At 51.7% G+C, this 23,859-nt stretch carries 20 protein-coding genes; 16 read left to right on the top strand and 4 right to left on the bottom strand.

The genetic code is table 11. The features are described from left to right. Nucleotides 1–14: 14 nt before the first annotated feature. Nucleotides 15–881, bottom strand: a complete 867-nt coding sequence (locus CHB92_RS05045; RefSeq protein WP_179222958.1) for a sterol desaturase family protein — start codon at nucleotides 879–881, stop codon at nucleotides 15–17. 321 nt (nucleotides 882–1,202) lie between these two features. Here CHB92_RS05045 and CHB92_RS05040 point away from each other — a divergent pair, with 321 nt between their 5' ends. From CHB92_RS05040 to CHB92_RS25725, 3 genes are read left to right on the top strand one after another with little or no spacing between them, the layout of a single operon-like run. Next, nucleotides 1,203–1,385 carry a hypothetical protein gene (locus tag CHB92_RS05040; protein WP_089318090.1) on the top strand — a complete coding sequence of 61 codons (183 nt, stop codon included), beginning with the start codon at nucleotides 1,203–1,205 and terminating at the stop codon, nucleotides 1,383–1,385. A gap of 56 nt (nucleotides 1,386–1,441) precedes the next feature. Beyond that, a complete protein-coding gene (locus CHB92_RS25730) occupies nucleotides 1,442–1,606 on the top strand; it encodes a hypothetical protein (protein ID WP_179222957.1) in 165 nt (54 codons plus the stop codon). Between the two features lie 59 nt (nucleotides 1,607–1,665). Continuing rightward, on the top strand, nucleotides 1,666–1,827 hold the full coding sequence (locus CHB92_RS25725) for a hypothetical protein (protein ID WP_179222956.1): 162 nt from the start codon (nucleotides 1,666–1,668) through the stop codon (nucleotides 1,825–1,827). Between the two features lie 734 nt (nucleotides 1,828–2,561). Here the strand turns inward: CHB92_RS25725 and CHB92_RS05035 are convergent. Further along, the gene (locus CHB92_RS05035; protein ID WP_089318188.1) at nucleotides 2,562–3,137 is read right to left on the bottom strand and encodes a hypothetical protein; all 576 of its coding nucleotides are present in this window, start codon (nucleotides 3,135–3,137) and stop codon (nucleotides 2,562–2,564) included. A 260-nt stretch (nucleotides 3,138–3,397) separates the two neighbouring features. Further along, complete coding sequence (gene arfB / locus CHB92_RS05030; protein WP_089318089.1) at nucleotides 3,398–3,808, bottom strand: alternative ribosome rescue aminoacyl-tRNA hydrolase ArfB; 411 nt, start codon at nucleotides 3,806–3,808, stop codon at nucleotides 3,398–3,400. A gap of 124 nt (nucleotides 3,809–3,932) precedes the next feature. Between arfB and CHB92_RS05025 the strand changes: the two genes are divergently transcribed. From CHB92_RS05025 to CHB92_RS04975, 11 genes are all read left to right on the top strand, one after another. After that, complete coding sequence (locus tag CHB92_RS05025; RefSeq protein WP_089318088.1) at nucleotides 3,933–4,838, top strand: alpha/beta fold hydrolase; 906 nt, start codon at nucleotides 3,933–3,935, stop codon at nucleotides 4,836–4,838. 150 nt (nucleotides 4,839–4,988) lie between these two features. Continuing rightward, nucleotides 4,989–5,372: a sensory rhodopsin transducer gene (locus CHB92_RS05020; protein WP_089318087.1), complete on the top strand. Its 384-nt coding sequence runs from the start codon at nucleotides 4,989–4,991 to the stop codon at nucleotides 5,370–5,372. Nucleotides 5,373–5,396: 24 nt separating this feature from the next. Then, on the top strand, nucleotides 5,397–7,061 hold the full coding sequence (locus CHB92_RS05015) for an alpha-amylase family protein (RefSeq protein WP_089318086.1): 1,665 nt from the start codon (nucleotides 5,397–5,399) through the stop codon (nucleotides 7,059–7,061). Nucleotides 7,062–7,142: 81 nt separating this feature from the next. After that, nucleotides 7,143–8,222, top strand: coding sequence for a site-2 protease family protein (locus tag CHB92_RS05010; protein WP_089318085.1), 1,080 nt, complete (start codon nucleotides 7,143–7,145; stop codon nucleotides 8,220–8,222). A gap of 218 nt (nucleotides 8,223–8,440) precedes the next feature. Continuing rightward, a complete protein-coding gene (locus tag CHB92_RS05005) occupies nucleotides 8,441–8,830 on the top strand; it encodes a BlaI/MecI/CopY family transcriptional regulator (protein WP_089318084.1) in 390 nt (129 codons plus the stop codon). Continuing rightward, entirely contained in the window at nucleotides 8,827–10,920 is a 2,094-nt protein-coding gene (locus tag CHB92_RS05000) for a M56 family metallopeptidase (RefSeq protein WP_089318083.1), read from the top strand. The genes CHB92_RS05005 and CHB92_RS05000 overlap by 4 nt, the downstream gene beginning before the upstream one ends. A 198-nt stretch (nucleotides 10,921–11,118) precedes the next feature. Next, nucleotides 11,119–13,269 (top strand): IPT/TIG domain-containing protein, encoded by a 2,151-nt coding sequence (locus CHB92_RS04995; protein ID WP_089318082.1) that lies wholly within the window; start codon nucleotides 11,119–11,121, stop codon nucleotides 13,267–13,269. A gap of 733 nt (nucleotides 13,270–14,002) precedes the next feature. Continuing rightward, nucleotides 14,003–14,905: a DUF3667 domain-containing protein gene (locus tag CHB92_RS04990; protein WP_089318081.1), complete on the top strand. Its 903-nt coding sequence runs from the start codon at nucleotides 14,003–14,005 to the stop codon at nucleotides 14,903–14,905. Nucleotides 14,906–14,941: 36 nt separating this feature from the next. Then, nucleotides 14,942–16,312 carry a dGTP triphosphohydrolase gene (dgt, locus tag CHB92_RS04985; RefSeq protein WP_089318080.1) on the top strand — a complete coding sequence of 457 codons (1,371 nt, stop codon included), beginning with the start codon at nucleotides 14,942–14,944 and terminating at the stop codon, nucleotides 16,310–16,312. 355 nt (nucleotides 16,313–16,667) lie between these two features. Continuing rightward, nucleotides 16,668–18,005, top strand: a complete 1,338-nt coding sequence (locus CHB92_RS04980) for a M16 family metallopeptidase (RefSeq protein ID WP_089318079.1) — start codon at nucleotides 16,668–16,670, stop codon at nucleotides 18,003–18,005. Between the two features lie 14 nt (nucleotides 18,006–18,019). After that, nucleotides 18,020–20,107, top strand: a complete 2,088-nt coding sequence (locus tag CHB92_RS04975) for a M16 family metallopeptidase (RefSeq protein ID WP_089318078.1) — start codon at nucleotides 18,020–18,022, stop codon at nucleotides 20,105–20,107. Nucleotides 20,108–20,235: 128 nt separating this feature from the next. On the opposite strand, the gene CHB92_RS04970 is transcribed toward CHB92_RS04975, so the two are convergent. Beyond that, a complete protein-coding gene (locus CHB92_RS04970; protein ID WP_089318077.1) occupies nucleotides 20,236–21,144 on the bottom strand; it encodes a DUF72 domain-containing protein in 909 nt (302 codons plus the stop codon). Nucleotides 21,145–21,457: 313 nt separating this feature from the next. Between CHB92_RS04970 and CHB92_RS04965 the strand changes: the two genes are divergently transcribed. Together CHB92_RS04965 and CHB92_RS04960 are read left to right on the top strand one after the other, a co-directional pair. Continuing rightward, complete coding sequence (locus tag CHB92_RS04965) at nucleotides 21,458–21,955, top strand: septal ring lytic transglycosylase RlpA family protein (RefSeq protein ID WP_089318076.1); 498 nt, start codon at nucleotides 21,458–21,460, stop codon at nucleotides 21,953–21,955. Nucleotides 21,956–22,187: 232 nt separating this feature from the next. Continuing rightward, nucleotides 22,188–23,834, top strand: a complete 1,647-nt coding sequence (locus tag CHB92_RS04960) for a TldD/PmbA family protein (protein ID WP_089318075.1) — start codon at nucleotides 22,188–22,190, stop codon at nucleotides 23,832–23,834. The last annotated feature ends 25 nt before the right edge of the window (nucleotides 23,835–23,859 follow it).

Genomic DNA, 23,859 nt, shown 5'->3' with positions numbered 1-23,859 from the left:
AGCCTTCCGCTCCTCTAAGGCAGCAACAGCGCCTTGTTGGGCCCTTCCTCCCGCTCCGGCACAGTACCATCTGGTAATTGCCAGGGGCGCAGCTGCTCAAAGGGCAGCAGAAAAAGGTGCTTTATCGTCTGCTCAGCTGGGTCGCGGTAAGAAGGCACACCAATCGTAACAGCCTCTTGGGGCACGTTAAGGCGAATAGTCCGGTGCAGGCGGTCCCACCAGGAGAAGATAACAGAGAAGTTGCTGTTTGTCTCTTTTTCTACAATAGAGTGGTGAATGCCGTGCATACGCGGCGTTACCATTAGCTGGCACAGTCGGCGCTCTAACTTATACGGCAACCGCAAGTTGCTGTGGTGGAAAGCAGTGCAGCCCTCAAACAGGACCTCATAAGCCAGTAACAGGGGGGCGGGCACCCCTATCAGTGCCACGGCTGCACTACGGTAGGGCACAGAGGCGAGGTTCTCCCCCACATGAAAGCGCCAGGCAGTGGAAAGGTCCAGGTCCAGGTCGATGTGGTGTACGTTATGGAAGCGCCAAAGCAGGGTAGACCGGTGCAGCAGCACATGCCACAGGTAATTAGAGTAATCAAGCAACAGGAACCCCACCACATGCTTGGTCCACCTAGGCAAGCCCATCCGCCTCAGGAGCCCTACCTGGTGTTTCTCGCTCCACTTTGCGGCGGCATACATGGTTGGCAGCAACAGCAATCGCAGTGCCGGCAGTGCGACCGCAGCAACACTTCCATTCTCCAGCAAGCGTTCCTTTTTGGGTCTGCTTCGTTTGCGCAGTTGCCTTTTTGCTTCTAGTACGAACAAGGTTGTAGCCACCAGGCCAAGCAAGGGCATGCCTACTTTGTCGAACTTCGGGAACATCATCTTCATAGCCTTAGCTACCAGTAAAACTATCCACAGGTTACGCCCGCGAGAAGAGAAGGAAAACTTCTGTTCAGGATAGGCCAGCATTAGTTGTTCGAGAGCGAACAGTCAGGTGTTCGGCACCGGACAGTTTTCACTTATCCCCACACAAACACCACCTGGATAACATGCTAATAATCAATAAGTTATCTAGTTTGGCACACAAAGTGTAATAGCTCAATCAGAAATTAAAATAATTATAGCGGCGCAAGCAACCTTTAGACCTAAGCCGCTATCTATTAAGCAGAAACAAGAAAAGAATACTTAGAACTTATAAAACTTAAAACTATGAAAATCATCGTCCTTTTATTCGCCATGTTATTCGGTTTAGGAGCTAACGTTAAAAAGTCTGCTGACGACTTGAAAGAGATCTCTAAAAGAAACGAGATGAAAGCCTATCAAAACCTCCCTAATCTTTTACCTGAGGTGGAGATTGTGGCAGAAAGTAGCAACGCTGGCCTCCACAACTAAACCATACCAAGCACAAGTACCAAACACGATCCTAAAAACTATAACAAAATAAAACCATGAAAATTATCATTTTATTATTCGCCATTTTATTCGGATTCGGAGCCACTGTAAAGAAGTCAGTTGATGACATGAATCAGATCAGTACCCGAAATGAGATCAAAGAGTATAAGCACCACGGCAATTTACTGCCAGAAGTAGAGATAGTGGCACCACAAAGCTAGTGCCTCGCAGCCTTTGAAGGAACAGACCTACGACCGCAACCATTAGACAAGATAAAACGATGAAAATCCTGGTCCTTTTATTCACAATACTAGCTGGCTTTTGCTTTGCCTGCAAAGATGCCTTTGATTACCGCCGTGTAGTGGCTGAACGCCAACAGTTGATAGCTTATGCCACTGCACAGCCAATTGCCACCCAAGCTCAGGCTATAGTTACTTTATAGTCTGAGCTTGCACAGGCAACTTCTTCAGCCACTGCCTTTTTGCCTATTGCCATATAACCTACCCAATGTTACAAAGCACCCCAATACCCGCAGCATAAAAACCCTCTGTTACGCCTAAAAAGCTACAACACGTCGTACACAACCTCCCTTGCGCACCATCTGCCGGTGTTACAAAACGCACCCTTAATTCCTTTTTTTCCGCAGGCAAAGCCCCTAATTTTACGCAAGAGAAAGGAGTGCGTAAAGAAGACGGCCGTCTGCCTAAAGCCTGAGGGATAGGCAGCAGGCATAGCGCAGGCAAGGCCTTGGTGAGGATACAGTGCTAACGTAGAAACCTCAAGTGGAATAAGAACTGCTTTCGACAGCCGCACCACCTTTCCTCCGGTCTATACCACTATAATTAGGGGCCTGGTGACAAACCAAGTCTGTTTCGATATAAGAAAATCTTCGAGATAATTTGTTAGAGTATAAAGGAAAAGAGCTTTCCCCTTTGATTGATGACCAACTAGATCTTTTGGAAGCAGCTTCTGTTGATACGCTTTGCGAAGCGCTACAGTCCCCCTTTCTGTAGTGCCTGCCCTGCAAACTTAAAAAAAACATGCGCAAGCGACAGAACTTCCTGCCAAAAAGCTCTTTAACCCTGTAAGGAAGCCCGGCCCCCACCGGGCTTTTCTTTTGATCGGAGTACAGCTCCCAAAAGCGGACTGCCTGCAACACTTAAATTTCCGACCGCTTTAGTCTTCCTGCTTTTTAAAGATATCGAACAGCCCCGGTTTCTTCTCTTCTTTTCTGTTCTTGCTTTTCTTTTGGCTCTTGCCCTCATCCCTGTTGCCAAACGGCCAGATACTTTTCTTCTTTTTCTTTTCCTTTACCAGCACGTAGCGAACAGAAACCCCAGAGGAGAGCTGTACCCAGTCTTCGTGGTTAATATGCACAGCCGGTTTCACGTCGGCAGAGAGGAGGAAAGGCAAGCCGTTTACTTTATACTCAATGCCCAATATAGCATCCACGCCAGTAAACACCCCGTTGTCTTTCAGGTTACCAACATGGCCACCCCCACCGATATAGTAGTTAAAGCGCTCTCCCAAAAGCTTGTAATGCTTCTCGTAGAGCACAGTGCCGCTATACTCCCGGGCACCAACGGCCACAATGCCCTCTAAGGTCCCCGATTCGTGCAGCTTCTGTTGTATCGTTAACCCGAACCGGTCACTCTCCAGCCGCACACCTGCCGCTGTTTTATACTTTTGAGCGTTACCTGCCATGCTTACCCCACAAAGCAGCACGATGATCAGCAGAATTCTATTTCTCATAAACAAGGGTGTTCTTACGCCAGCAATGGCAGCAAATATCTTACCTGAAAAGGCAGGGACCAAGTATCCTGGCACACCTTTGCTCACCACAAGTAGTCGAAGCAGCAGGCAGCACCCCGGCTTCACTCTGGCAATCACCGCCTTAGCCTGCTTACCAACAGAAAATAAGAGAACAAAAATTAACAGGGGCAAGGCTCGCCAACTCCGTCCCTGAGCTGCCGGAAGAAGCGGAACAACTAAGTAGTTTAACGGGCTAAAAGCTAATAGTCGCTCCGGTAGCCTCTGTTGCTCTTCTTCTCTGCCTGCTTTTTCTTGTTCTCCAAGCGGCGTCGCACGCTGGAACGGGTGGGTTTGGTCGCCTTTCGCCTCTTTTGCCGTGTAAACGCCTGCCGTAGCAGCTCATAAAAGCGCTCTACACACAGTTCTTTGTTCCGCAGCTGGCTTCGCTCCGTCTGGCAAGTCAGTTGCAAAACTCCTTCATTGTTAATGCGGTTGCTTAACTTCTGTTGCAGCCGTTCCTTTTCCTCATCAGTCAGCAATGCGGAGTTTTGCACGTCAAACCGCAGCTCTATCTTTGTGTTGACCTTGTTCACATTTTGCCCGCCAGCGCCCCCGCTGCGCGACGCCTGAAACTGTAATTCCTGCTCTAATCCTCTGCTCTGTAAATCCATTCGCTATACTTTGTAAAAAGGTGCACTTAACCCCTTGGAGCAGCACCATAAATATTTTTTAATGATGTCCTTATTCTCAACGACAAATATTTAGCAACTTTATTTAAAACATTTCGCCCGTTCTATGAAAAAAGCACTTCTTTCCTTTCTGCTTCTGCTACTGTTGGCCACGGCCACGCAGGCCCAGCAAAAGCATTTTTATTTTACCACGTCTGACAGTGTTCAGCTATACGTACGGGTAGCCGGCCAAGGGAAACCCTGTCTGTTCATTCATGGTGGCCCCGGCTCCTGGACCAAGTACTTCTACGCCTTGGGCGGGGACGTAGTAGAACAGGACATGACCATGATTTACGTGGACCAGCGTGGCTGTGGCCGGTCGGGTAGCCCGGCGAACAACGACTACTCGCTGGCGCGGATGGTACAGGATTTTGAGGAGCTGCGCGAGTACATGGGCTACGATAAGTGGATCCTGATGCCCCATTCTTTCGGTGGCACCATCGCCACGGAGTACGCTTATACCCAGCCCACGCATGTAACCGCCACTATTTACGTAAACAGCACCCTCAACCTGAATAACTCCCTGGAAAGTTATATAGTAGAAGGGGCCCGTATGCTAAACGTACCCGCCTCGGAGTTACGTAAGCCAGGGACACCCGTTGGCGAAGCCCTGGGAGGCGTAGTAGGCAAGCTGCATGAAAAGGACCTGATGTACAAAATGATGTACCCCGAGAAGAAGATGTTTGAGCAGATGAATGCTGTGATGGACACGACCCTAAACTGGCACTTCGGCAGCAATGTTTGGAACTACAAAGAGTATGAGCAGGACTTCACGGTTAAGTCAGCCCAAATAAAAAGCCCCGTGCTGGTATTTGCTGGCAAGTATGATTACGCTATCGGCCCGAAGCACTACAAGAGCTTTCAGTTTCCGAATGCCACTTACCAGGTGGTGGACACCGGCCACTGCCCCTATCAGGAGCAACCAGAGGAGTTCCGGAAACATGTCCGGCGCTTCCTGGCCAAGCTAAACTAATGCCCCCACCAGACTGTCGCCCGCTTTGTAAGTAGCGCACAAAGCGGGCGACTACTTTGATACCCTCTGAACCAAGAGTAAAAGTAAAACCGTAGTAGGAGATACGGCCATAACGTAGCCGCATGATGTGTTACAAGATATCTCCTGACTATGAAAAACGCCATCGGCCATAAAGTATGGGCTATTGCAGAGGGTTATATTCCCCCTTATGGCAATGGCCCCGAGCCCCAGTTTACCAGCCACGAAACCGCTTGCATTCTGAACACCTCTGACCAGGAGGCAAACATAAAGATCTGGCTCTACTTCAGCGACCGCGACCCAGTAGGTCCTTATGTAGAGACAGTACAGCCGCGCCGCACGAAGCACCTCCGCTTTAACGACCTGAAGAATCCTGAACCCGTTCCCCGTGACACCGACTATGCCAGCGTCATAGAGTCTGACGTGCCGGTAGTAGTGCAGCATACCCGCCTGGATTCACGCCAATCGGAAAATGCCCTGCTGAGTACCATTGCTTTTGCAGGAGACAGCCACTAACCTATTTCTTAGCAGCACCCAAACATGTTAGAAAAAGACCTTTGGTATAAGCGGGCCGTCATATATGCCCTGGACGTGGAGACCTTTCAGGACTCGGACGGCGACGGCATCGGCGATTTTCAGGGATTGATCGGGCGCCTGGACTACTTGGCCACGCTAGGGATAACCTGCATCTGGCTGTTACCCTTCTACCCCACACCTAACCGTGACAACGGCTACGATGTGATGGACTATTATAATGTCCACAGCAAGTTAGGCTCCCTTGGTGACTTTGCTGCCTTTATCAGGGAGGCGAAGGAGCGGGGAATACGGGTACTGATAGACCTGGTGGTAAACCACACGTCTGACCAGCATCCCTGGTTTCAGAAGTCACGGCGCGAGGAGAACTCTAAGTACCGTGACTACTATACCTGGCGTAAAGAGAAACCGGAAGAACAGGTAGGCAGTCCCGCATTTGCTGGTGAACAGGAGGGCATCTGGGCCTACGATGAAGTAGCAGACGCCTACTACCTACACCGCTTTTACAAGCACCAACCGGATCTCAACTTCAACAATCCTGAAGTACGGAGAGAACTGCACCACATCATGGGCTTCTGGCTTACCCTCGGTGTGTCTGGGTTTAGAATAGATGCTGCCCACATTTTGGTGCAAAGCGATAAGGTGCAAAACAAAGGTGAGTACTACAGCCTGATAGAGGACATGCGCGACTTCATTACCATGCACAGCCAGGACGCAGTTCTGCTGGCAGAGGCATCAGGACCGCCAGAGGTAGTGGGCAAGTTCTTTCAAGGCAAAGACAGGGTACACATGATGTTCAACTTCCTGCTGAACCAGCACTTGTTCCTTGCCCTGGCCCGGCAGGAAGGAACTCCTCTAGCCAAAGGCCTCCGCATGCTGCCTCCTAAAGCGGAACAACTACAGTGGTTAAACTTTCTGCGCCACCACGACGAACTCAACCTGGAGGACCTGGAAGAGAAAGAGACAAAGGAGGTCTTTCAGGCGTTCGCCCCGGATGAGGACATGCGCATCTTTGGCCGTGGCATTCGCCGCCGCCTTGCCCCTATACTTAACGGAGACCGCGCCAGGATAGAACTAGCTTATAGCCTGCTTTTCTCTTTGCCGGGCACACCCCTGATCCAATATGGTGCCGAAATCGGCATGGGGGACAACCTTTCGCTGGAAGGCCGCACAAGTGTGCGCACCCCCATGCAATGGTCTGCCGAGAAAAATGGGGGCTTTTCCACCGCTTCTGCGGATAAGCTGCCCCACCCTGTTATTTCGGAGGGGGAGTACGCCTACCAACACCTGAACGTTGTGCGGCAACAGCGCGAAACCAACTCCCTGCTCAACTGGATGGAGCGCCTGATCCGGCTGTGCCGGCAGTACCCTGAGCTGAGCAACGGCCAATGCGACATCCTGGAAACAGACCCGAAAGTCTTTGCCCATCGCTGTACGCTCGTCTACACAACTGTGCTGGTGCATAACCTGAGCGGCGAAGAGGTATCACTGCACTTACCTGTGCTTGACAGTGGCGGAAGGTACCAAACAGAAGTATTCAGCAACGCAGCCTATGACCCGCCAAAGGGGGGCAGGCTAACAATCAGCCCTTATGGGTACCGTTGGTTCAGGCTCCATCCCGAAGACAAAGAACGACAGGCTGAAGAGTGCGGCAAGACAAAGCCAAGCTAGCACCAGCCCCAAGACTCGTGACCTTCAACCATAAGCAAAGGGGCTGCGTTAGTTTAAAGCGAACGCAAAAAGCAAATTCTCATGAAATGGTCCCTTACCTTAGGTAGAGTAGCCGGCATCAAAATACTCGTACACTGGACTTTTGTGTTGCTGTTGGGCTGGGTAGCTTTTAGAGAGGCGCAGCGGGGCAGTGACCTTAATACAACCTTACTGGCCATGGGGTTTGTACTTGCCGTGTTCTTTTGCGTGGTACTGCACGAGCTGGGGCACTCCCTTACGGCACAGCGCTTTGGCATCAACACCAAAACTATCACTCTGCTCCCCATCGGCGGCGTGGCCAGCCTGGAGCGCATGCCCGAGAAACCCAGGAAGGAGCTGCTCATTGCCATCGCAGGCCCTGCCGTGAATGTGGTTATCGCGCTTATCCTGTGGCTCCTGCTGCCATCGCTTCAGAACGTACCCGAAGAGGAGTTCTTTGTTCAGATTACACCTGCCAACTTCCTGTACCTGTTGCTTTTTGTGAATGTGGTGTTGGTGCTGTTCAACGCGATCCCGGCTTTTCCGATGGACGGTGGCCGGGTACTACGGGCACTGCTGGCCTTTAAACTGGGGCGCGTGCGCGCCACACAGATAGCGGCTAACCTGGGGCAGCTTTTGGCTATCGGCTTTGTTTTCGTTGGCTTTCTCTACAACCCTTTCCTGATCCTGATCGGGGCTTTTGTCTTCTTCGGGGCTTATTCTGAGAACATCCTGGTACAGCACCTGGACTACCTGCGGGGCCACAGCGTGCGGGAGGGCATGATGACGAACTTTGTGACGCTGAACCCTACCGACACAGTGCGCGATGCACTGAACAAGCTGCTGATGGGCTCGGAGCATGAGTTTATTGTAGAGGAGGAGGGGCAGGTAGTTGGCACCCTGACCCGTAGCCAATTGATCCAGGCCGTGAAAGAAGAACAAATGGAGACCCCTGTTGCGCACATCATGTCCGGAGAGTTTACCGCCTTTAATGTGCAGGACAAGCTTTCAGAGGCCTACACAGAGCTACAAAAGACCAAGGCGCCGCTTTATCCCGTCCTTGAAAATGGAAAACTGGCCGGGGTCATCAATACTGATAATATCAACGAGTTTATCATGATCAAGTCGGCTTTAACACATTAAAACTAATCGTGCTGCTACCTGCCTACCTCATTCCTCTCGAGCCTGGCGCAGCACATTTCCAGGGCCCGCCTCACACCCACTGAGGCAGCTGTTCTAACGGCAACTTTCGCTTCTCCCGCCAGCATATACGAAAATAATCGTAATTAAATTTCGTTTTACGAAAACATTCGTATATACTTGTAGTGCAACACTCAGAACATTGTAACCCTCTTTAAGTTATGGCATTAGGACAAACCCCCAAACCCACAGACGCTGAACTGGAGATACTGCAGGTACTCTGGCAGTACGGCCCCAGCACAGTACGCTTTGTGCACGAGCAGCTCAGCAAAACAAAAGAAGCGGGCTATACCACTACCTTAAAGCTCATGCAGATCATGGCTGAAAAGGGCATGCTGGAAGCTGACAAGACAAGCCGCTCTCACGTTTTTCGTCCCTTGCTACAGGAAGAAGACACCCAACGGCAACTCCTGGATCGTTTTCTGGATTCTGCTTTCAGAGGGTCGGCCGGTAAGCTGGTGATGCAGGCACTGGGCAACAGGAGCACTTCCAAAGAAGAGCTGGACGAAATAAGAGACTTATTAGATAAACTGGAAGGAGGTACAAAATGAACGGAATAACAAGCCTTTTCCCCGAAGCAGTGGTGCAGGCCCTGGGCTGGACCCTGTTACACTCGCTATGGCAAGGTGCTTTCATTGCTTTGCTCCTGAGCCTGCTACTGGTACTGCTGCACCGGCACAGCGCCAAGTTGCGCTATGCAGTTTCAGGCGGCGCTTTGCTGGTGCAGCTATTCGTAGCAGTTGCCACTTTTGCCTATTATACGAACCGGCCACTGTCCGAAGAAGCTGTTTACGTACACGCCAGGTCTTCAGAAACCGTACTTACAACTTCTGCTGCAGAACTCCCTGCTCTTTCTTTCTGGGCTACGCCTGTTGCCACAGCCCAACTGTATTTTAAGCAGCATTTGCCCCTGCTGGTCATCCTGTGGCTGCTAGGCCTGGTTGTGATGACGCTTCGCTTCGTAGGCGGCTTCGCATACACCCAGCGGCTACGGCATTACAAGACCACGCCTCTTAGCGCTGCGTGGCAGGAGAAGCTGACTTTGCTTTGCCAGCAGCTGGGCATACAGCAGACAGTGCGCTTGGCAGAGTCGGCACTGGTGCAGGTCCCGGTCGCCATAGGCTTGACCAAACCTGTTATCCTCTTACCCATTGGTGCTATAACCGGCTTATCGCAGGCTCAGGTTGAGGCAGTGCTTGCTCATGAACTGGCACACATTCTCCGGAAAGATTACCTCTTTAACTTGTTACAGTCTGTGGTGGAGATGCTTTTCTTCTACCACCCTGCTGTCTGGTGGCTATCAGGAGCAGTGCGCGCAGAACGGGAGAACTGCTGCGACGATATTGCGGTGGCGGCCTGCGGAGACACCCTGACTTATGCACGCGCTTTGGCCCAGCTGGAAGCCCTGCGCTTACCGGCTGCCCCTTCCATGGCCCTCGCCGTTTCAGGCAAGCGGGGTTCGCTGATGCAACGGGTAAAGCGACTGGTAGGGCAGCAAACATTAAAGCCCACTTTCTCCGAAGGCTTTGCCTCCGCTATTCTGCTGGTAGCAGGACTACTGGCCCTTTCTTTTGGTGCCGTAGCCGGGCTTAAGCCCTCGACGGAGGAAGACAAAGCTATAGTCAGGAACACTACGGGCACTGGCATTGCTGCTGGAGAGGAAACAGCGTTCAGTCCTGTAGCAGGAGAAAGCCAAGCCTTTGTCTATTCGCTACAAGACTCTACCGGCCAAAACAATGATGTTGTCATCATCAAAAACAAAAAGGGCAAAGTAACTGAGCTGTATGTAGACGGCAAACGAATCCCTAAAAAGGACATTCCGGCGTACACAGCACTGATTGAAGAACGGCTAGAGGCGACCAATGCTGCAACAAAAGCTAGCCGCAGCGAAGTAGAGCAGCACATGCAGGAAGCCAGGGAGGCTGTGGCAGAGGCCCGGCGCACACAGCGGGAGAACTACACTTACTACTACAAGGGCAGTGGGCAGGATGTACCGCCACCGCCTGCTCCGCCAGCTCCCCCTGCGCCTCCGGCACCAGGTGTAGCCCCTGTCCCTCCGGTGCCAGCCGTTCCGCCCATGCCGCCCCTGCCTCCGCTAGCCCCTCTCGCAGACGATGAAGAAGAGCAGAAAAAGTACAAGGAGGAGCAAAAGCGCTATGAGAAGGAAATAAAGACTTACAAAAAAGAGATGGAGCGCTACAAAGAGGAAATCCGTCAGTTCCGGCAGGAGGGCCGGCTAAAGAAGTCACAGAACCGCGAACAACTGGAGCAGCGCCGGGAAATACTAAAGCAACAGGCTGAACTGCGCCAGGAAATGGCCGAAAGAGAGGCAGAGTTAGCTGAAAGACGCCAAGAGATGCTAGAAAGGCAGGAAGAGCTAGTTGAGCGGCGCAAAGAGATGGCACAGCGACAGGAGGAGTTAAACCAAAGGAGAGCGCAAATCGAGCAGGTGAAAGAGGAACTGGTAAAAGATGGCCTCCTGGAGAAAGGCGCCACAAACCTGAGTATTCAGCTTAACAGCGAAGGCTTTTTTGTGAATGGGAAAAAGCAATCGCAGAAGCTCTACGAGAAATACAAGGACCTCCTGCAGATTAAAGGAGACGGTAAAGAAAGCTTTAACTTTCAGCTAAACAGCAATTAAACCTTTATTGCACTCGATGCACAAACGCCCGTAAGCTTGTTTTATAGCTACGGGCGTTTATTTTTGTCTTACCGAGCTACAGGAGCTTCAAAAATAGTATCCATTTACTGGCAATTTCCCGTAAGTATATACCGCTGTACCTTCTAAGTTTTTACAGCCCTGCATTTTGTTTCATCCATATGACCTACACAGCCCTCTATGCATAGACTTTACGCACTCACTGCTGCCATACCCCACGCTAAAACCGTTCTACTGTTTGCGCTGCTGCTTATCGCCTCCCGCCTGATGGCCCAGGATAACCCGCACATGGTACCACTTTCGCTTGAGGAACGCGTGCAAAAAGCAGACATCGTGGTAGAGGGGGAGGTAATTTCCCAGCAGTCGTTCTGGGATGCCAGGCACGAGAACATCTATACTTCTAACATCATCAGGCCCTATAAGTCCTTTAAAGGAAATACCAACTCAGAGAGGATAGAAGTCATTACAGAAGGGGGCAGCATTGGCTTTAAGAAGCATGTTTTCTCCTCAGCCCTGGAGTTAAGGCCCGGCCAGCAAGGGGTTTTCTTTCTCAACCGGCAGCAGCAAATGCAGCGCACCCCAGGCAACACAGGTACCAGCACAATGGCCTATGGCAGCCAGCAGGGCTTTGTGCGATATAACCTGCACGAAGGCAAGGCGTACAGTGTTTTTGACAGCTACAACAGCGTACAAGCCTTATACAAGGAGCTAACCGAACAAACAGGGCAAGACTATCGCACCCTGGCCGAGAACAAGGCGCTAAAGTCCATACCCGCCCTTGAACATACACAGCAACAAAAGCAGGCGTCCCCCCAGGCCGTGACGATCAGAAGCTTCTCGCCGCAAATTGCCAGCGCGGGGACAGAGACTGTCCTGACAATAAACGGTTCCGGCTTCGGTCGCACGCGGGGCGAAGGGGCTGTTGAGTTTTTGAATGCAGACGATGCCGGCCAGACCTTCGTGCAGCCGCTCCCCTCCGCTTACCTGCTCTGGACAGACACACAAATCAAGGTTTACATCCCCTCTGCCACCCTTACCGGCGGCACGGCAGGCTCTGGCCCCATCCGTGTAATCGATAGCAGTGGCAACGTTGCCGTGAGCGAGGTTCCGATTGTTATAGAGTACGCTTACTCCAACATTGGTTTCGATAACAAGGCTTTCCAGCCTGTCCTGCTAGACCGGGACGGCTTAGGGGGCTACTCGATACATTTTGCCCCAAGTATTATGAGCAGGCAGCCCGCGCGGGAAGGCTTCCGGCGCGCGATGAACACCTGGATCTGCGTGTCGGAAGTAAACTGGCGCATTGCAGAGCCAACACTTAAAGACGTGGCTGCCGACGATGACCTCAGTATTATCCGCTATGCCAGCCCCTCTGTGGTGGGAGCCGGGGTGCTGGCGCGCACCATTAGCCGCTATGAGGGCTGTGCCTCCAGCACGGATACCTTATTTTGGGTAACAGAGTTTGACATGGAGATCAACAGCAGCATTGACTGGGAGTATGGCCCAGCGCCACCGGAAGACAGGGAGTTTGACTTCGAGACAGTCATGCTGCACGAACTGGGGCATGCGCATCAGCTGAGCCACGTAATTCTGCCGCGGGCCGTTATGTTCTACGCCATAGAGTTTGCAAGACTGTACCGCGACTTAAGCCTACCGGATGTAACAGGAGCGAGCCTGGTGATGGCACGTAGCCTCGGGGAGAACTTCTGCGGCGAAACCCCGATGGCCCGAAACCTGGATGGAGACTGTAACCTCTCGATTGAGGTGTATACCATAGAGGCAGAGTTCACGTCGCCAAATGCAGTCACCGTATTGTGGACCACCCGGAATGAGATTCTCATAGATGAGTTTATCGTGCAGCGCAGTGTTAGTGGCGTGGAGTGGGAAGACATAGGAGTCGTTGCCTCCAACGGCCCTAACCCCGGAGAGCTCACCTACACGTTCGTAGACAACGCACCACTGCCAGAGATCGCTTATTACCGCCTAAAGGTGGTTTACAACAACACCAGCTTTAGCTTTTCGCCACGGGTTCGCGTCATCAACCCGGCCTCTATCCGCCGATTGCGGGTATATCCTACGCTGGTTAACCAGGGCAACAACGGGGAAGGCCTCGTGTACCTGACGTATATTGTAGAAACCAACGCCTACCTGGAATTTTTGTTATATGACATGAAAGGGCAGCTGGTTCGGACCTTCGACCTTACTTTTACAAACAACAACACCCCCCTCTCCATTGATTTATCCGGGCTAGCAGGAGGCATGTACGTTCTGAAATGGCAGGAGCGGAACATAGAATCTTCGGGGGGCACCATAAAGCTCGTGAAACTGTAGAGGACCAAAAGAAAGGGGGGAGTTACCACGGTAGCTCCCCCCTTTTCATTCACCCGCCTACCTTCTCCCTCATTCCTCTTGGGCTTGCTTTAGACTGGTTTCTTTTCTTAGCCGGGCAGAGCGCCTGTAACAGCCAACAAGAGGACTTGGTTATGCTCGCTTTGTTTTTTGCAGCAAACACCCTCCGTTGTAACATGGGCACAAAGCAAAAACAGGCAACACATCCATTAAAAGCGCAAGCAGAGTAGCCTGTAACAACAACCTTTACAACAGCAAAAGCCGAAAAAAGCCATTGGGGGATGACTTTCTCCGGCTTTTCAGCTAAACTAGGGGAACAATTGGCTCCCGGACTACACATGGAAACAGCCCGGAAACCAAGCGTTTAATAGGGGTTATAGGAGCAGTACGTTTTCTAAAGCTTGGAAAGGTAATCGAATGTGATTCAAATTTCCGCTTATCCCTTCTATAACACAAGGTATTTAAAGGCACGTTTGTAACATAACCTTGCGCAGCTAAAAACAACGAGAAAAGCAGCTGTACGGGATTACAGGCGATTTAGAGCGTTTAGAAGGGGGACAGCGCAAGTACTTTTGTAACATCAGCCCTTTTAAGTAAATTGTTTAAACATTAAAAACCTATGCCACATACTCCTTAATATGCTGTAAACTGGCTTTATTATATTGATAAGGCTATATTTGAACAGGCTAGAGTTCAACCTGCTACCGATAAGACCATGGCAAAAAAAAGACGCAAGTTTACGCAGTGCCCGAACTGTAACTACTCTTACGAGGAGGTGAACAACTACTGCCCTAACTGCGGGCAGGAGAACCATGATTTGAATGTACCGGTAAAGCACCTGGCCTGGGAGTTTCTGGAGGGCACCATACACTACGATACGAAGGTATGGCGCACGCTTAAGTATCTGCTTTTGCGCCCCGGCTTACTCACCGAGAAGTTTAATCTTGGTCAACGCGCCTCCTATGTCCCGCCCTTCCGGTTGTATGTGTTCGTCAGCATCGTTTTCTTTTTTGTACTCGCGCTTAGAGCAGGTCAGGATAACGATAATGTACAGGTTAAGATAGCAGAGGAGAAAGCTGCAGCTGCTTTAACAGACTCGCTGCTAAATGCGAACAAAGCGTTTGTGCTCCCCGCTGATTCTGCAGCAGTTGGGCTGCCAGCCCTCCCCCTCGAGGAGAGAAGCGAAATGTGGGAAGAGTTCATGACCAAGTTCCGCAAGTTCACACAAGACGAAGCGGACTCAACCCAGAAACTGCTAAAGAACACCTCTTTTATGATGTTCCTCCTGATGCCCTTCTTTGGGCTTATCCTGCATTTGTTTTACTACAAGCAGCGGCGGAACTACGTGGAACACCTGATGTTCTCCATACACTTCCACACCTTCTTCTTTATACTAGTTATCCTGGCGCTCGGGGTGGAGTTTGTCTTCGAGGGCTTTGATGTGGATACCTGGGTCTTCTGGATCGCGGTTGTTTACCTGTTCCTCGCGTTACACCGGGTTTACAAGCAGTCCTACCTGCGCACCTTTGTTATGTTACTCCCGGTAGGCATCGTGTATCTTATTGCCCTAACCTTGCTGTTCTTGGGCACGCTGGCCGTCAGTGTTATGATGAGCTAAGCCTTTAGTTTCTTTTCCACCTACCTCACAACCCTTATGCAAAACACAACCACCTGGGACAAGCTGATTTCCAAGAAGCGGTACGAGACCGCTGACCCGAAGTATAAGGCCGATGAGTCGGTACGGGGCGAGTTTCAGCGCGATTACGACCGGATCGTGTTTTCCTCTGCTTTCAGAAGGCTGCAGAACAAGACACAGGTAATGCCTATGCCGGAGAGCGACTTCGTGCACACCCGCCTTACCCACAGCTTGGAAGCATCGGTGGTCGGCCGCTCACTAGGCCGTATTGTGGGGAAGAGCATTCTGGAACGCTACCCGAAGCTGGCACAGGAAAAGAACATACAGGAGGCTGATTTCGGTGACATAGTAGCAGCAGCCTGTCTGGCACATGATATTGGCAACCCCCCTTTCGGCCACTCGGGCGAGGATGCTATCTCGGCCTACTTTCAAAGCGAGGAAGCCAGGCCTTATATGATGTCCTTAACAGAAGCGGAGAAAGCAGACCTGCAACGGTTTGAGGGTAACGCAGCCGGCTTTCGGGTGCTAACGTACACCTACCCGGCGCACTGCAACTTGCCGGGAGGCCTTAGCCTGACCTATACCACCCTGGCTACCTTTACCAAATACCCGAAGGAGTCGCTCCCGATCATTCTGAACACAAAAAACACCAGCGAAAAAAAGTACGGTTTCTTCCAGACAGAGAAGAACTGGTTCAACACCATTGCACAAGAGTTAGGGCTGTTAAAGAAGGGGAAGGACGGAGAGGTGTTCTACCACCGCCACCCACTGGCCTTTTTAGTAGAGGCTGCTGATGACATCTGCTACCGCATCATCGACTTTGAAGACGGGCTAAAGCTAGGGTTAGTGCCCCAAGAGCAGGGGCTAGGACTCCTCCGCCAGATCTTAGACGATGACCCGAACCGCAAGTCCAGCCTTACCTTTTACGATTGGCGGGAAGAGATCGGCTACTTGCGCGCGCGCATCATCGGCAAACTAATAGAAGCATGCACTTCCGTTTTTCTGCGGCATGAGCAGGAACTACTGGAGGGTACCTACGATAAGCCTCTTATTAACGAACTGGCCTGCAAACCTGTGCTGGACGAGATCAAGGACCTTTCCATAAAGCTGATCTATCAGAACCGGCCTGTGCTGGAGATAGAGGCTGCCGGCTTCGAGGTGCTGGGAGGCCTGCTGGATGCCTGCATGAAAGCCGCGTTTAAGCCGGAATCGAAGCACCACCGCAAGCTGGCGGCACTGGTACCACCCCACTACTTAAGTCTACCGGATACAGCCACAGCCTACGAGCGCATGGTTCACATTACCGACTTCGTGGCCAGCCTTACAGACCAGGCTGCCCTGGGGCTCTACCGTAAGATCAAGGGCATCGAATTACCAAGGATGTATTAAATTGCCTGCAGCAGCCGGACACAGGGCAAGGGGCCCGCTGCTACCTGGCACCTGCTGTTTCTTGTACTTTTTCTGTTCTTCTGCCGAGTTAGTCGCTTTGGTACTGATCTTGCTTTTAAAGGAACCGTTAACCTCAGGTGATGACAGAGGCCGTACCCAGGCTTTTTCGCACGTCTCGTTCGTCTATAAAAAGCTTTGCTTCGTCTGCATACATACCATCTTGGCCGAATCAATTGGAATACGGCAAGCGCCGGCTGGTTTCTTCCTGAACTTAGCATTAATTTTATACATTCTATAACAAGAGCCGTGGCATACACAGCTATTGTTATACACTCATCAAACAATCTATAAACGCATGAAACGCAAGTTTATCCTCTGCCTTTTGTGGTGTGCTGCCAGCTTAACAGCCATGGCACAGACAAAGGGCAACAAGATCGAGTTCACGGAGTACACGCTCCCGAACGGCCTGCACGTGATCCTGCACCAGGACAAGTCTACCCCTAACGTAGCGGTGTCGGTGCTGTACCACGTAGGCTCCAAAAACGAAGTGGAAGGCCGCTCCGGCTTTGCCCATTTCTTCGAGCACCTGATGTTCGAAGGCACGGAGAACATCGACCGCGGTGAGTACAGCTCGCTGGTACAGAAAGCCGGCGGCGCCCTCAACGCCAATACCTCTTTCGACCGCACCTACTACTATGAGCTGCTCCCGTCTAACCAGGTAGAGTTAGGCCTGTGGCTGGAAGCAGAACGCATGAAGCACGCAAAAATAGATGAGGTAGGCGTAGAAACACAGCGCAAGGTTGTGCAGGAAGAGAAGCGCGAACGCATCGACAACCAGCCCTATGGCTCAATAGGGGAGAACGTGTTCGCCCTGGCTTACAAAGAGCACCCCTACAAGACCATGCCGATCGGCTCCTTCGAAGATTTGAACGCAGCCAGCATCGACGAGTTCCGCGACTTCTACAAGACCTTCTATGTGCCGAATAACGCTACCCTTTCTGTAGCAGGCGATATCAACATAGAGGAAACCAAGAAGATGATCGAGAAATACTTTGGAGGTATTCCGAAGGGCACCAAAGAGATTCCTCGCCCGAACGTAGTGGAGCCGGAGCAGACAGAAGAGCGTCGTAAAGTCGTGTATGACAACATCCAGCTGCCTGCCGTTATCCAGGCTTACCACGTGCCGGCACAGGGCACAGACGATTACTATGCCCTTTCCATGCTAACCACACTGTTATCTGGCGGTGAGAGTGCCCGTTTGCCGAAGGCACTGGTAGACAAGCAGCAAAAAGCAGTGGCTGCCGCCTCGATTCCGTTCCCTACCGAAGATCCGGGCCTATTCCTGACCTTCGCTATCGCCAATATGGGCGTAGAGGTGGATGACTTGGAAAAAGCGATGAACGCTGAGATCGAGCGCGTAAAAACAGAGCCGCTTTCGGACCGGGAGTTCCAGAAACTGCGCAACCAGGTAGAAAGTAACTTTGTGCAGCAAAACAGCACCGTAGCAGGCATCGCTGAGAGCCTGGCCAACTACCACGTGTACTACGATGATGCGAACCTGATCAACACAGAGCTGCAGCGCTACCTGAACGTGACGAAAGACGATATTCAGCGCGTAGCCAAAAAGTACCTGACCAAGGACAACCGTGTGGTACTGCACTACCTGCCGAAGTCAGCTCAAAAGAACAACTAAGACTTATCCTGATTATGATAAAGAAACTTTATAGTGCCGCATTTCTTGCTTTGGCGCTCATGTTTGCCATGCCAACGCAAGCACAACGAACTACTCCTCCGCCCCCAGGCCCTGCCCCTACCATTGAGCTGGGCGAATATGAAAGCTTTACACTCAAAAACGGCCTGAAGGTGTATGTGGTAGAGAACCACAAGCAACCCGTGGTATCCATGTCGCTGGTGCTGGACCGCGACCCGATTTTGGAAGGCGACAAGGCCGGTTACGTACAGGCAGCCGGGCAGATGCTGCGTACGGGCACCACTACCCGCACCAAAGACCAGTTTGACGAGCAGGTAGACTTTATCGGCGCCGACCTGGGCTTCTCCTCCACCGGCTTTAATGCCTCTGCCCTGAAGAAGCACCTCCCAACGCTGGTGGACCTGACCACAGATGCCCTGCTGCACCCGAAGTTCACGCAGGAGGAACTGGACAAGGTGAAAAAGCAAATGAAAGCCAGCCTGGCCCAGTCGAAGGATAACCCTGATGCCATTGCCAGCCGCACCCGAAACATGGTGCTGTACGGCAAGGAGCACCCATACGGAGAGTTGATGACCGAAGAAACGGTTGACAACATTACGCTGCAGGATATTCAGAGCTATTACAACACCTATTTCAAACCGAATATCGGCTACCTGGCTGTGGTGGGTGATGTAAAGCCAAAGGAGGTAAAAAAGCTCCTGAAGAAATCGTTAGCGAAATGGGAGAAAGGCACTGTGCCGGAAAAGAACTACGAACTACCACAGCGCCCTAAAGAAACGCAGGTGGTAATCGTAGACCGCCCAAGCGCAGTACAGAGCTCCCTGGTGCTAACAAACCCTGCCGACCTGAAGCCCGGGGCTGAGGATGCCGTAGCGGCCCAATTGATGAACAACATCCTGGGTGGCGGCATGGACTCTCGTCTGTTCCAGAACCTACGGGAAACCCATGGCTATACGTACGGGGCTTACTCCTCCATCAACAGCGATGAGATCCTGGGCCGTTTTAATGCGAGCGCGAACGTGCGGAATGCCGTGACGGACAGCGCCGTGGTAGAGTTCATAAACGAGCTTAGCAAGATCCGTAGCGAAAAGGTGACGGACGAAGAGCTACGTGATGCCAAAGCCTACGTCATGGGCAGCTTTGGCCGTGGCCTGGAAAACCCTGCTACGGTAGCCGTTTACGCCATCAACACAGCCCGCTATGGCTTGCCAGAAGATTACTATGCTAACTACCTGAAAAAGGTAGAGGCTGTCACGGCAGAGGACGTGCAGCGTGTGGCGCAGAAATATGTGCAGCCAGACAAGATGTATGTGGTGGCCGTAGGCAATGCCTCCGAGATAGCCGACAAACTGCAGAAGTTTGACAAGGACGATAACAGCATCGCCTACTACTCCACAACCGGCGAGAAAGTAGACCGCAAAGCCATGGGCGTACCAGCAGGCGTAACGGCTGAGCAGGTTATCGCAGACTACATCAAAGCAATCGGCGGCAAAGCAAACATCGAGAAGCTGAAGGACATCACGGTTACCAGCAATGCCACAATACAAGGAATGCCGCTAACTGTTGTACAGCAGCAGAAGGGCAACGACAAGTTTGCTGTGCAGGTGCTGATGAACAACAACCCAATTCAGCGCGTGGTTATCAATGGCGATAAAGGGAAGATGGAAGCCCCGATGCAGGGCGTAAACAAGGAAATAACCAAAGAGGAACTGGCCGCCCAAAAACTGGAGACTAACCTGTTCGCTGCCCTCCTGTACGATAAACTGGGTATCAAGACCCAACTCACAGGCATGGAGAAGGTAGATGGCAAAGACGCCTACGTGGTAGAGGTTAGCTTGCCAAACGGTCAGAAAGCTACCCATTACTTCGCAAAAGACTCCGGCCTTCGCCTGAAAGAAGTAAACAACCTGCAATCGCCGCAAGGCGTGATCACCCAGACGAAGAGCTACAGCAATTACAAAGAGGTGAACGGTGTAAAGCTTCCTTATGTAACAGAGACGACTGTGGGCCCGCAAGTAATCAAGGCGGAAGTACAGAACGTGGAGGTTAACAAAGGCTTGGCCGACGACACGTTTAAGCTGTAAGCTTTAAAAACAAAGGAGGAAGGACAAAGCCATAGCACTTGCTCTAGAAAGCAGAAGGGGTTGTCTCGCATGAGACAGCCCCTTCTTTTGTTTATGCACCTTGTTAAGCGACAACTTCCCACCTGAAACTAGAACAGTTCCCCCTGCACAGGCTGTACAAACTTCTTTGGCGGCTTTAGGTCGAATCCGCACACTTTGTTCAGCTGCTCGATCAGGTAAGTAGCCAGTTCCGGGGCCTGCGTGTTGTCCGGCTCGTGCACAAAGAAGTACAGCTCCTGCAAACCATGGTCGAACCACTCCTGCAGGCGCACCACCCAGCTGTCTATCCGGGTATAATCAGTCGGGTGCAGGCCATTGCCTACAAAGCGCACCATGGCCGCAGGGGTGGCCAGCTGCATGTGCAGCATGTCCCGCCGGCCGGCCACATCTGTCAGTACCGTTCCCACGCGGTGCTTCTCCAGCACGTCAAAGAGCTCCTGCGAAGCTACCTTATCCGCATACCAATCCGGGTGCCTCAGTTCTATTGCAAAAGGTATCGTTTCCGGAACAAAGCGCACAAAAGCCTCCAGGTCAGACAACTGGCGCGGACCAAAGGTAGGAGGCAATTGCAGGAAAGAGGTCCCTAATCTCTCCTCCAGCCCGGCGATAGACGCACAAAAAGCAGCGGTAACATCCTGCGTGCTTCGCAGAGCGGCCTCGTGGCTGATAAGCTGCGGGAATTTTGGGCTGAACCGGAAGTGGTGGGGGACCATGTGCCGCCATCGGTCAATGGTGTCAGGGCTGGGGATATGGTAATGGGTACTGTTTAGCTCAATGGTATTAAACTGTTTGCCATACCACAGCAAGGACTCCTTCTCGGGCATCCTGACAGGATAGTATTTGCCTACCCATGCTTTGTTTACCCACACCGGCAAGCCTACATGTACCCGGGGCTTTTCGTAGTTACCGGACTGTTGCAGCAACTGCAAAGTACGCGGGTGACTAGGGGGCAGGGTAAAGTCTACATGACTGATATCCGACAGCTTTCCAAAGTCCATAATTGATCATTCGTTTTTGTCCCAAAGCCGGGTAAAAGACCTCGGCTACCTGTAAAAAAGGTCCGTTTTGCCGGGTGGCGATTTTGTTTTTTGAAAAAAAATTAACTATTTTTTATAGCCTATATCTAATACTCTAACCAGGCCAAAAATCCCACCTTACAGCCGTTAAACAAACATTCTTGCATTACCTGACTTATAGCAAATTTAGCAGTTTCTCCCGTATCCCCCTCTACCCTCGGCCACATCGAAGCTTAAAAGGGCTCTTTTAGCAAATTTTGTCTTACCTTTGTCGCTTCACCAACTATTACGTGATATGAATGATAATAGAAAGTGCTACCTTTTAACAGTAATCATTTTTCTCATTATCGGCGTTAGCCAACCACTTTTAGCACAAAACAACTCCTCAAAAGCCAAGACCCAAAAGGGGGCAGCTTCCTGGTACGGGAGCCGCTATCATGGCAAAAAGACCAGCAGTGGCGAACTTTACAACAAGTACGAGATGACCGCTGCACACAAGACACTTCCTTTCGGTACGAAAGTGAAAGTTACCAACCTCGCCAACAATGAATCTGTTGTCGTGCGCATCAATGACAGAGGGCCTTTTGTGGGCGACCGCATTATTGATGTGTCAGAAGCAGCAGCCAAAGAACTCGAGTTCCACAGCAAAGGCATTGGGCGTGTAAAGATTGAGGTCCTGGATTCCCCTACAGAAATTGCATCCGCCGTTGGTTTTGACTTCGATGTCGCCAACTTTGCTGATTATGCTTTCGCTGCCGATCATGAGCCCGGCCTTATGATCAGCAGGAACTAAGGCAAGGCCTGTCAGCCTTTTCCATCTTCTCAGAGTATATTATTTTGATTAAAGCGCGCCAGGCCTGTAGAGGCCTGGCGCGCTTTTTTGTGCCAAGTTTGTATATGGTTGCCTTTGGTTCATCTATAAAAAGCGCGCCTTTAGCTTAAAAAGATGGTGATATTTTGACAAGATAATTTCAATCGCTATACTTAGATACTCAAAACTAAACTCATAACTAACCTTCACTACCTTGAAACGACGTAACTTTCTTGAGTTATCGGCGCTTGGCTTCGGTGGTTTAATGCTGCCTTCTATCCCGGTGTTCGGCGACATCATCGCCCCGGAGAAAGCACTTGAAACCGTAGACATAGCCCTGAAGAAAAGACTGGCCGATGTGGCCCTGAACACAGCCAAATCAAAAGGTGCCTCTTATGCCGATGTGCGTATCGGCCGTTACCTGCAGCAGTACATCTTTACCCGTGAGAAGCAGGTGCAGAACATAGTAAACGCTGAGTCCTTCGGGGTAGGTGTGCGCGTGTTGGCTAACGGCACCTGGGGTTTTGCCGCTACCTCTGATGTATCCGATAAGGGTGTAGCCAAAGCAGCAGAGCAAGCCGTAGCCATCGCTAAGGCAAATGCCAAATTGCAGAAAGAGCCGGTGCAGCTGGCCCCCGTGCAAAGCTACGGCGAAGTAAGCTGGCGCACCCCCATCGAGAAGAATGCCTTTGAGGTGCCGGTAAGCGAGAAAGCAGACCTGCTTCTGGCCGCTAACGCCGCCGCCATGGATAACGGGGCTAACTTCGTGAACTCTGCTTTGTTTCAGGTAAACGAACAGAAATACTTTGCCTCTACCGAAGGTTCTTACATTGACCAGGACGTGCACCGCATCTGGCCGAACTTTACAGTTACAGCCGTGGATAAGGCTACGGGTAAGTTCAAGACCCGCGAGGCCCTGAGCGCGCCGATGGGCCTGGGCTACGAGTACATGATCCCCAAGGCATCTGAAAAGATAAAAGGACCGGAAGGCACTGGCCTGACCGGCTACCGCTATGCATATGACATGCTGGAGGATGCTGCCCTGGCCGCTAAGCAGGCCCGTGAAAAGCTGACAGCCAAATCAGTGATGGCAGGCAAGTACGACCTGGTACTGGATCCGAACCACCTGGGCTTAACAATTCACGAGTCGGTGGGGCACCCACTGGAGCTGGACCGCGTGCTGGGTTACGAAGCTAATTATGCCGGTACTTCCTTCGCCACACTGGATAAGTGGAAGACGAAGAACTTCAAGTACGGCTCTGACAAGGTGAACATTTTCGCCGACAAGACACAGAAAGGCTCCCTGGGCTATGTGGGCTGGGACGACGAAGGCGTGAAGACGAAGCAGTGGGACCTGATTAAGAACGGCGTGCTGGTGAACTACCAGGCCATCCGCGACCAGGCGCACATCCTGGGCGAGAAAGAGTCGCATGGCTGCTGCTATGCCGACAACTGGAGTTCGGTGCAGTTCCAGCGCATGGCCAACATTTCCCTGGCACCGGGCAAGGAGAAAAAGAACGTGGACCAATTAATTGCCGGTGTAGACAGAGGCATTTACATCGCGGGCCGCGGTTCGTACTCCATCGACCAGCAGCGCTACAACTTCCAGTTCGGTGGCACTACCTTCCACGAGATCAAGAACGGCAAGATTGTGGGTCCATTAGAGGACGTGGCGTACCAGAGCAACACGCAGGAATTCTGGAACTCCTGCGCTGATATGTGCGACGAGAGCGACTACCGTTTGTTCGGCTCGTTCTTTGATGGCAAGGGCCAGCCGAGCCAGGTAAGCGCGGTATCGCACGGCTCTGCCCACACCCGTTTTAATGGCGTGAACGTGATCAACACCGCCAGAAAAATCTAAGTCTTTCCAATCTTATCTAGCGCAT

The sequence above is a fragment of the Pontibacter ummariensis genome (genome assembly GCF_900188175.1).
Classification (GTDB): Bacteria; Bacteroidota; Bacteroidia; order Cytophagales; family Hymenobacteraceae; genus Pontibacter; species Pontibacter ummariensis.
Note: the sequence above shows the minus strand (reverse complement) of the source record. Positions and strands in the feature narration are given on the sequence as shown.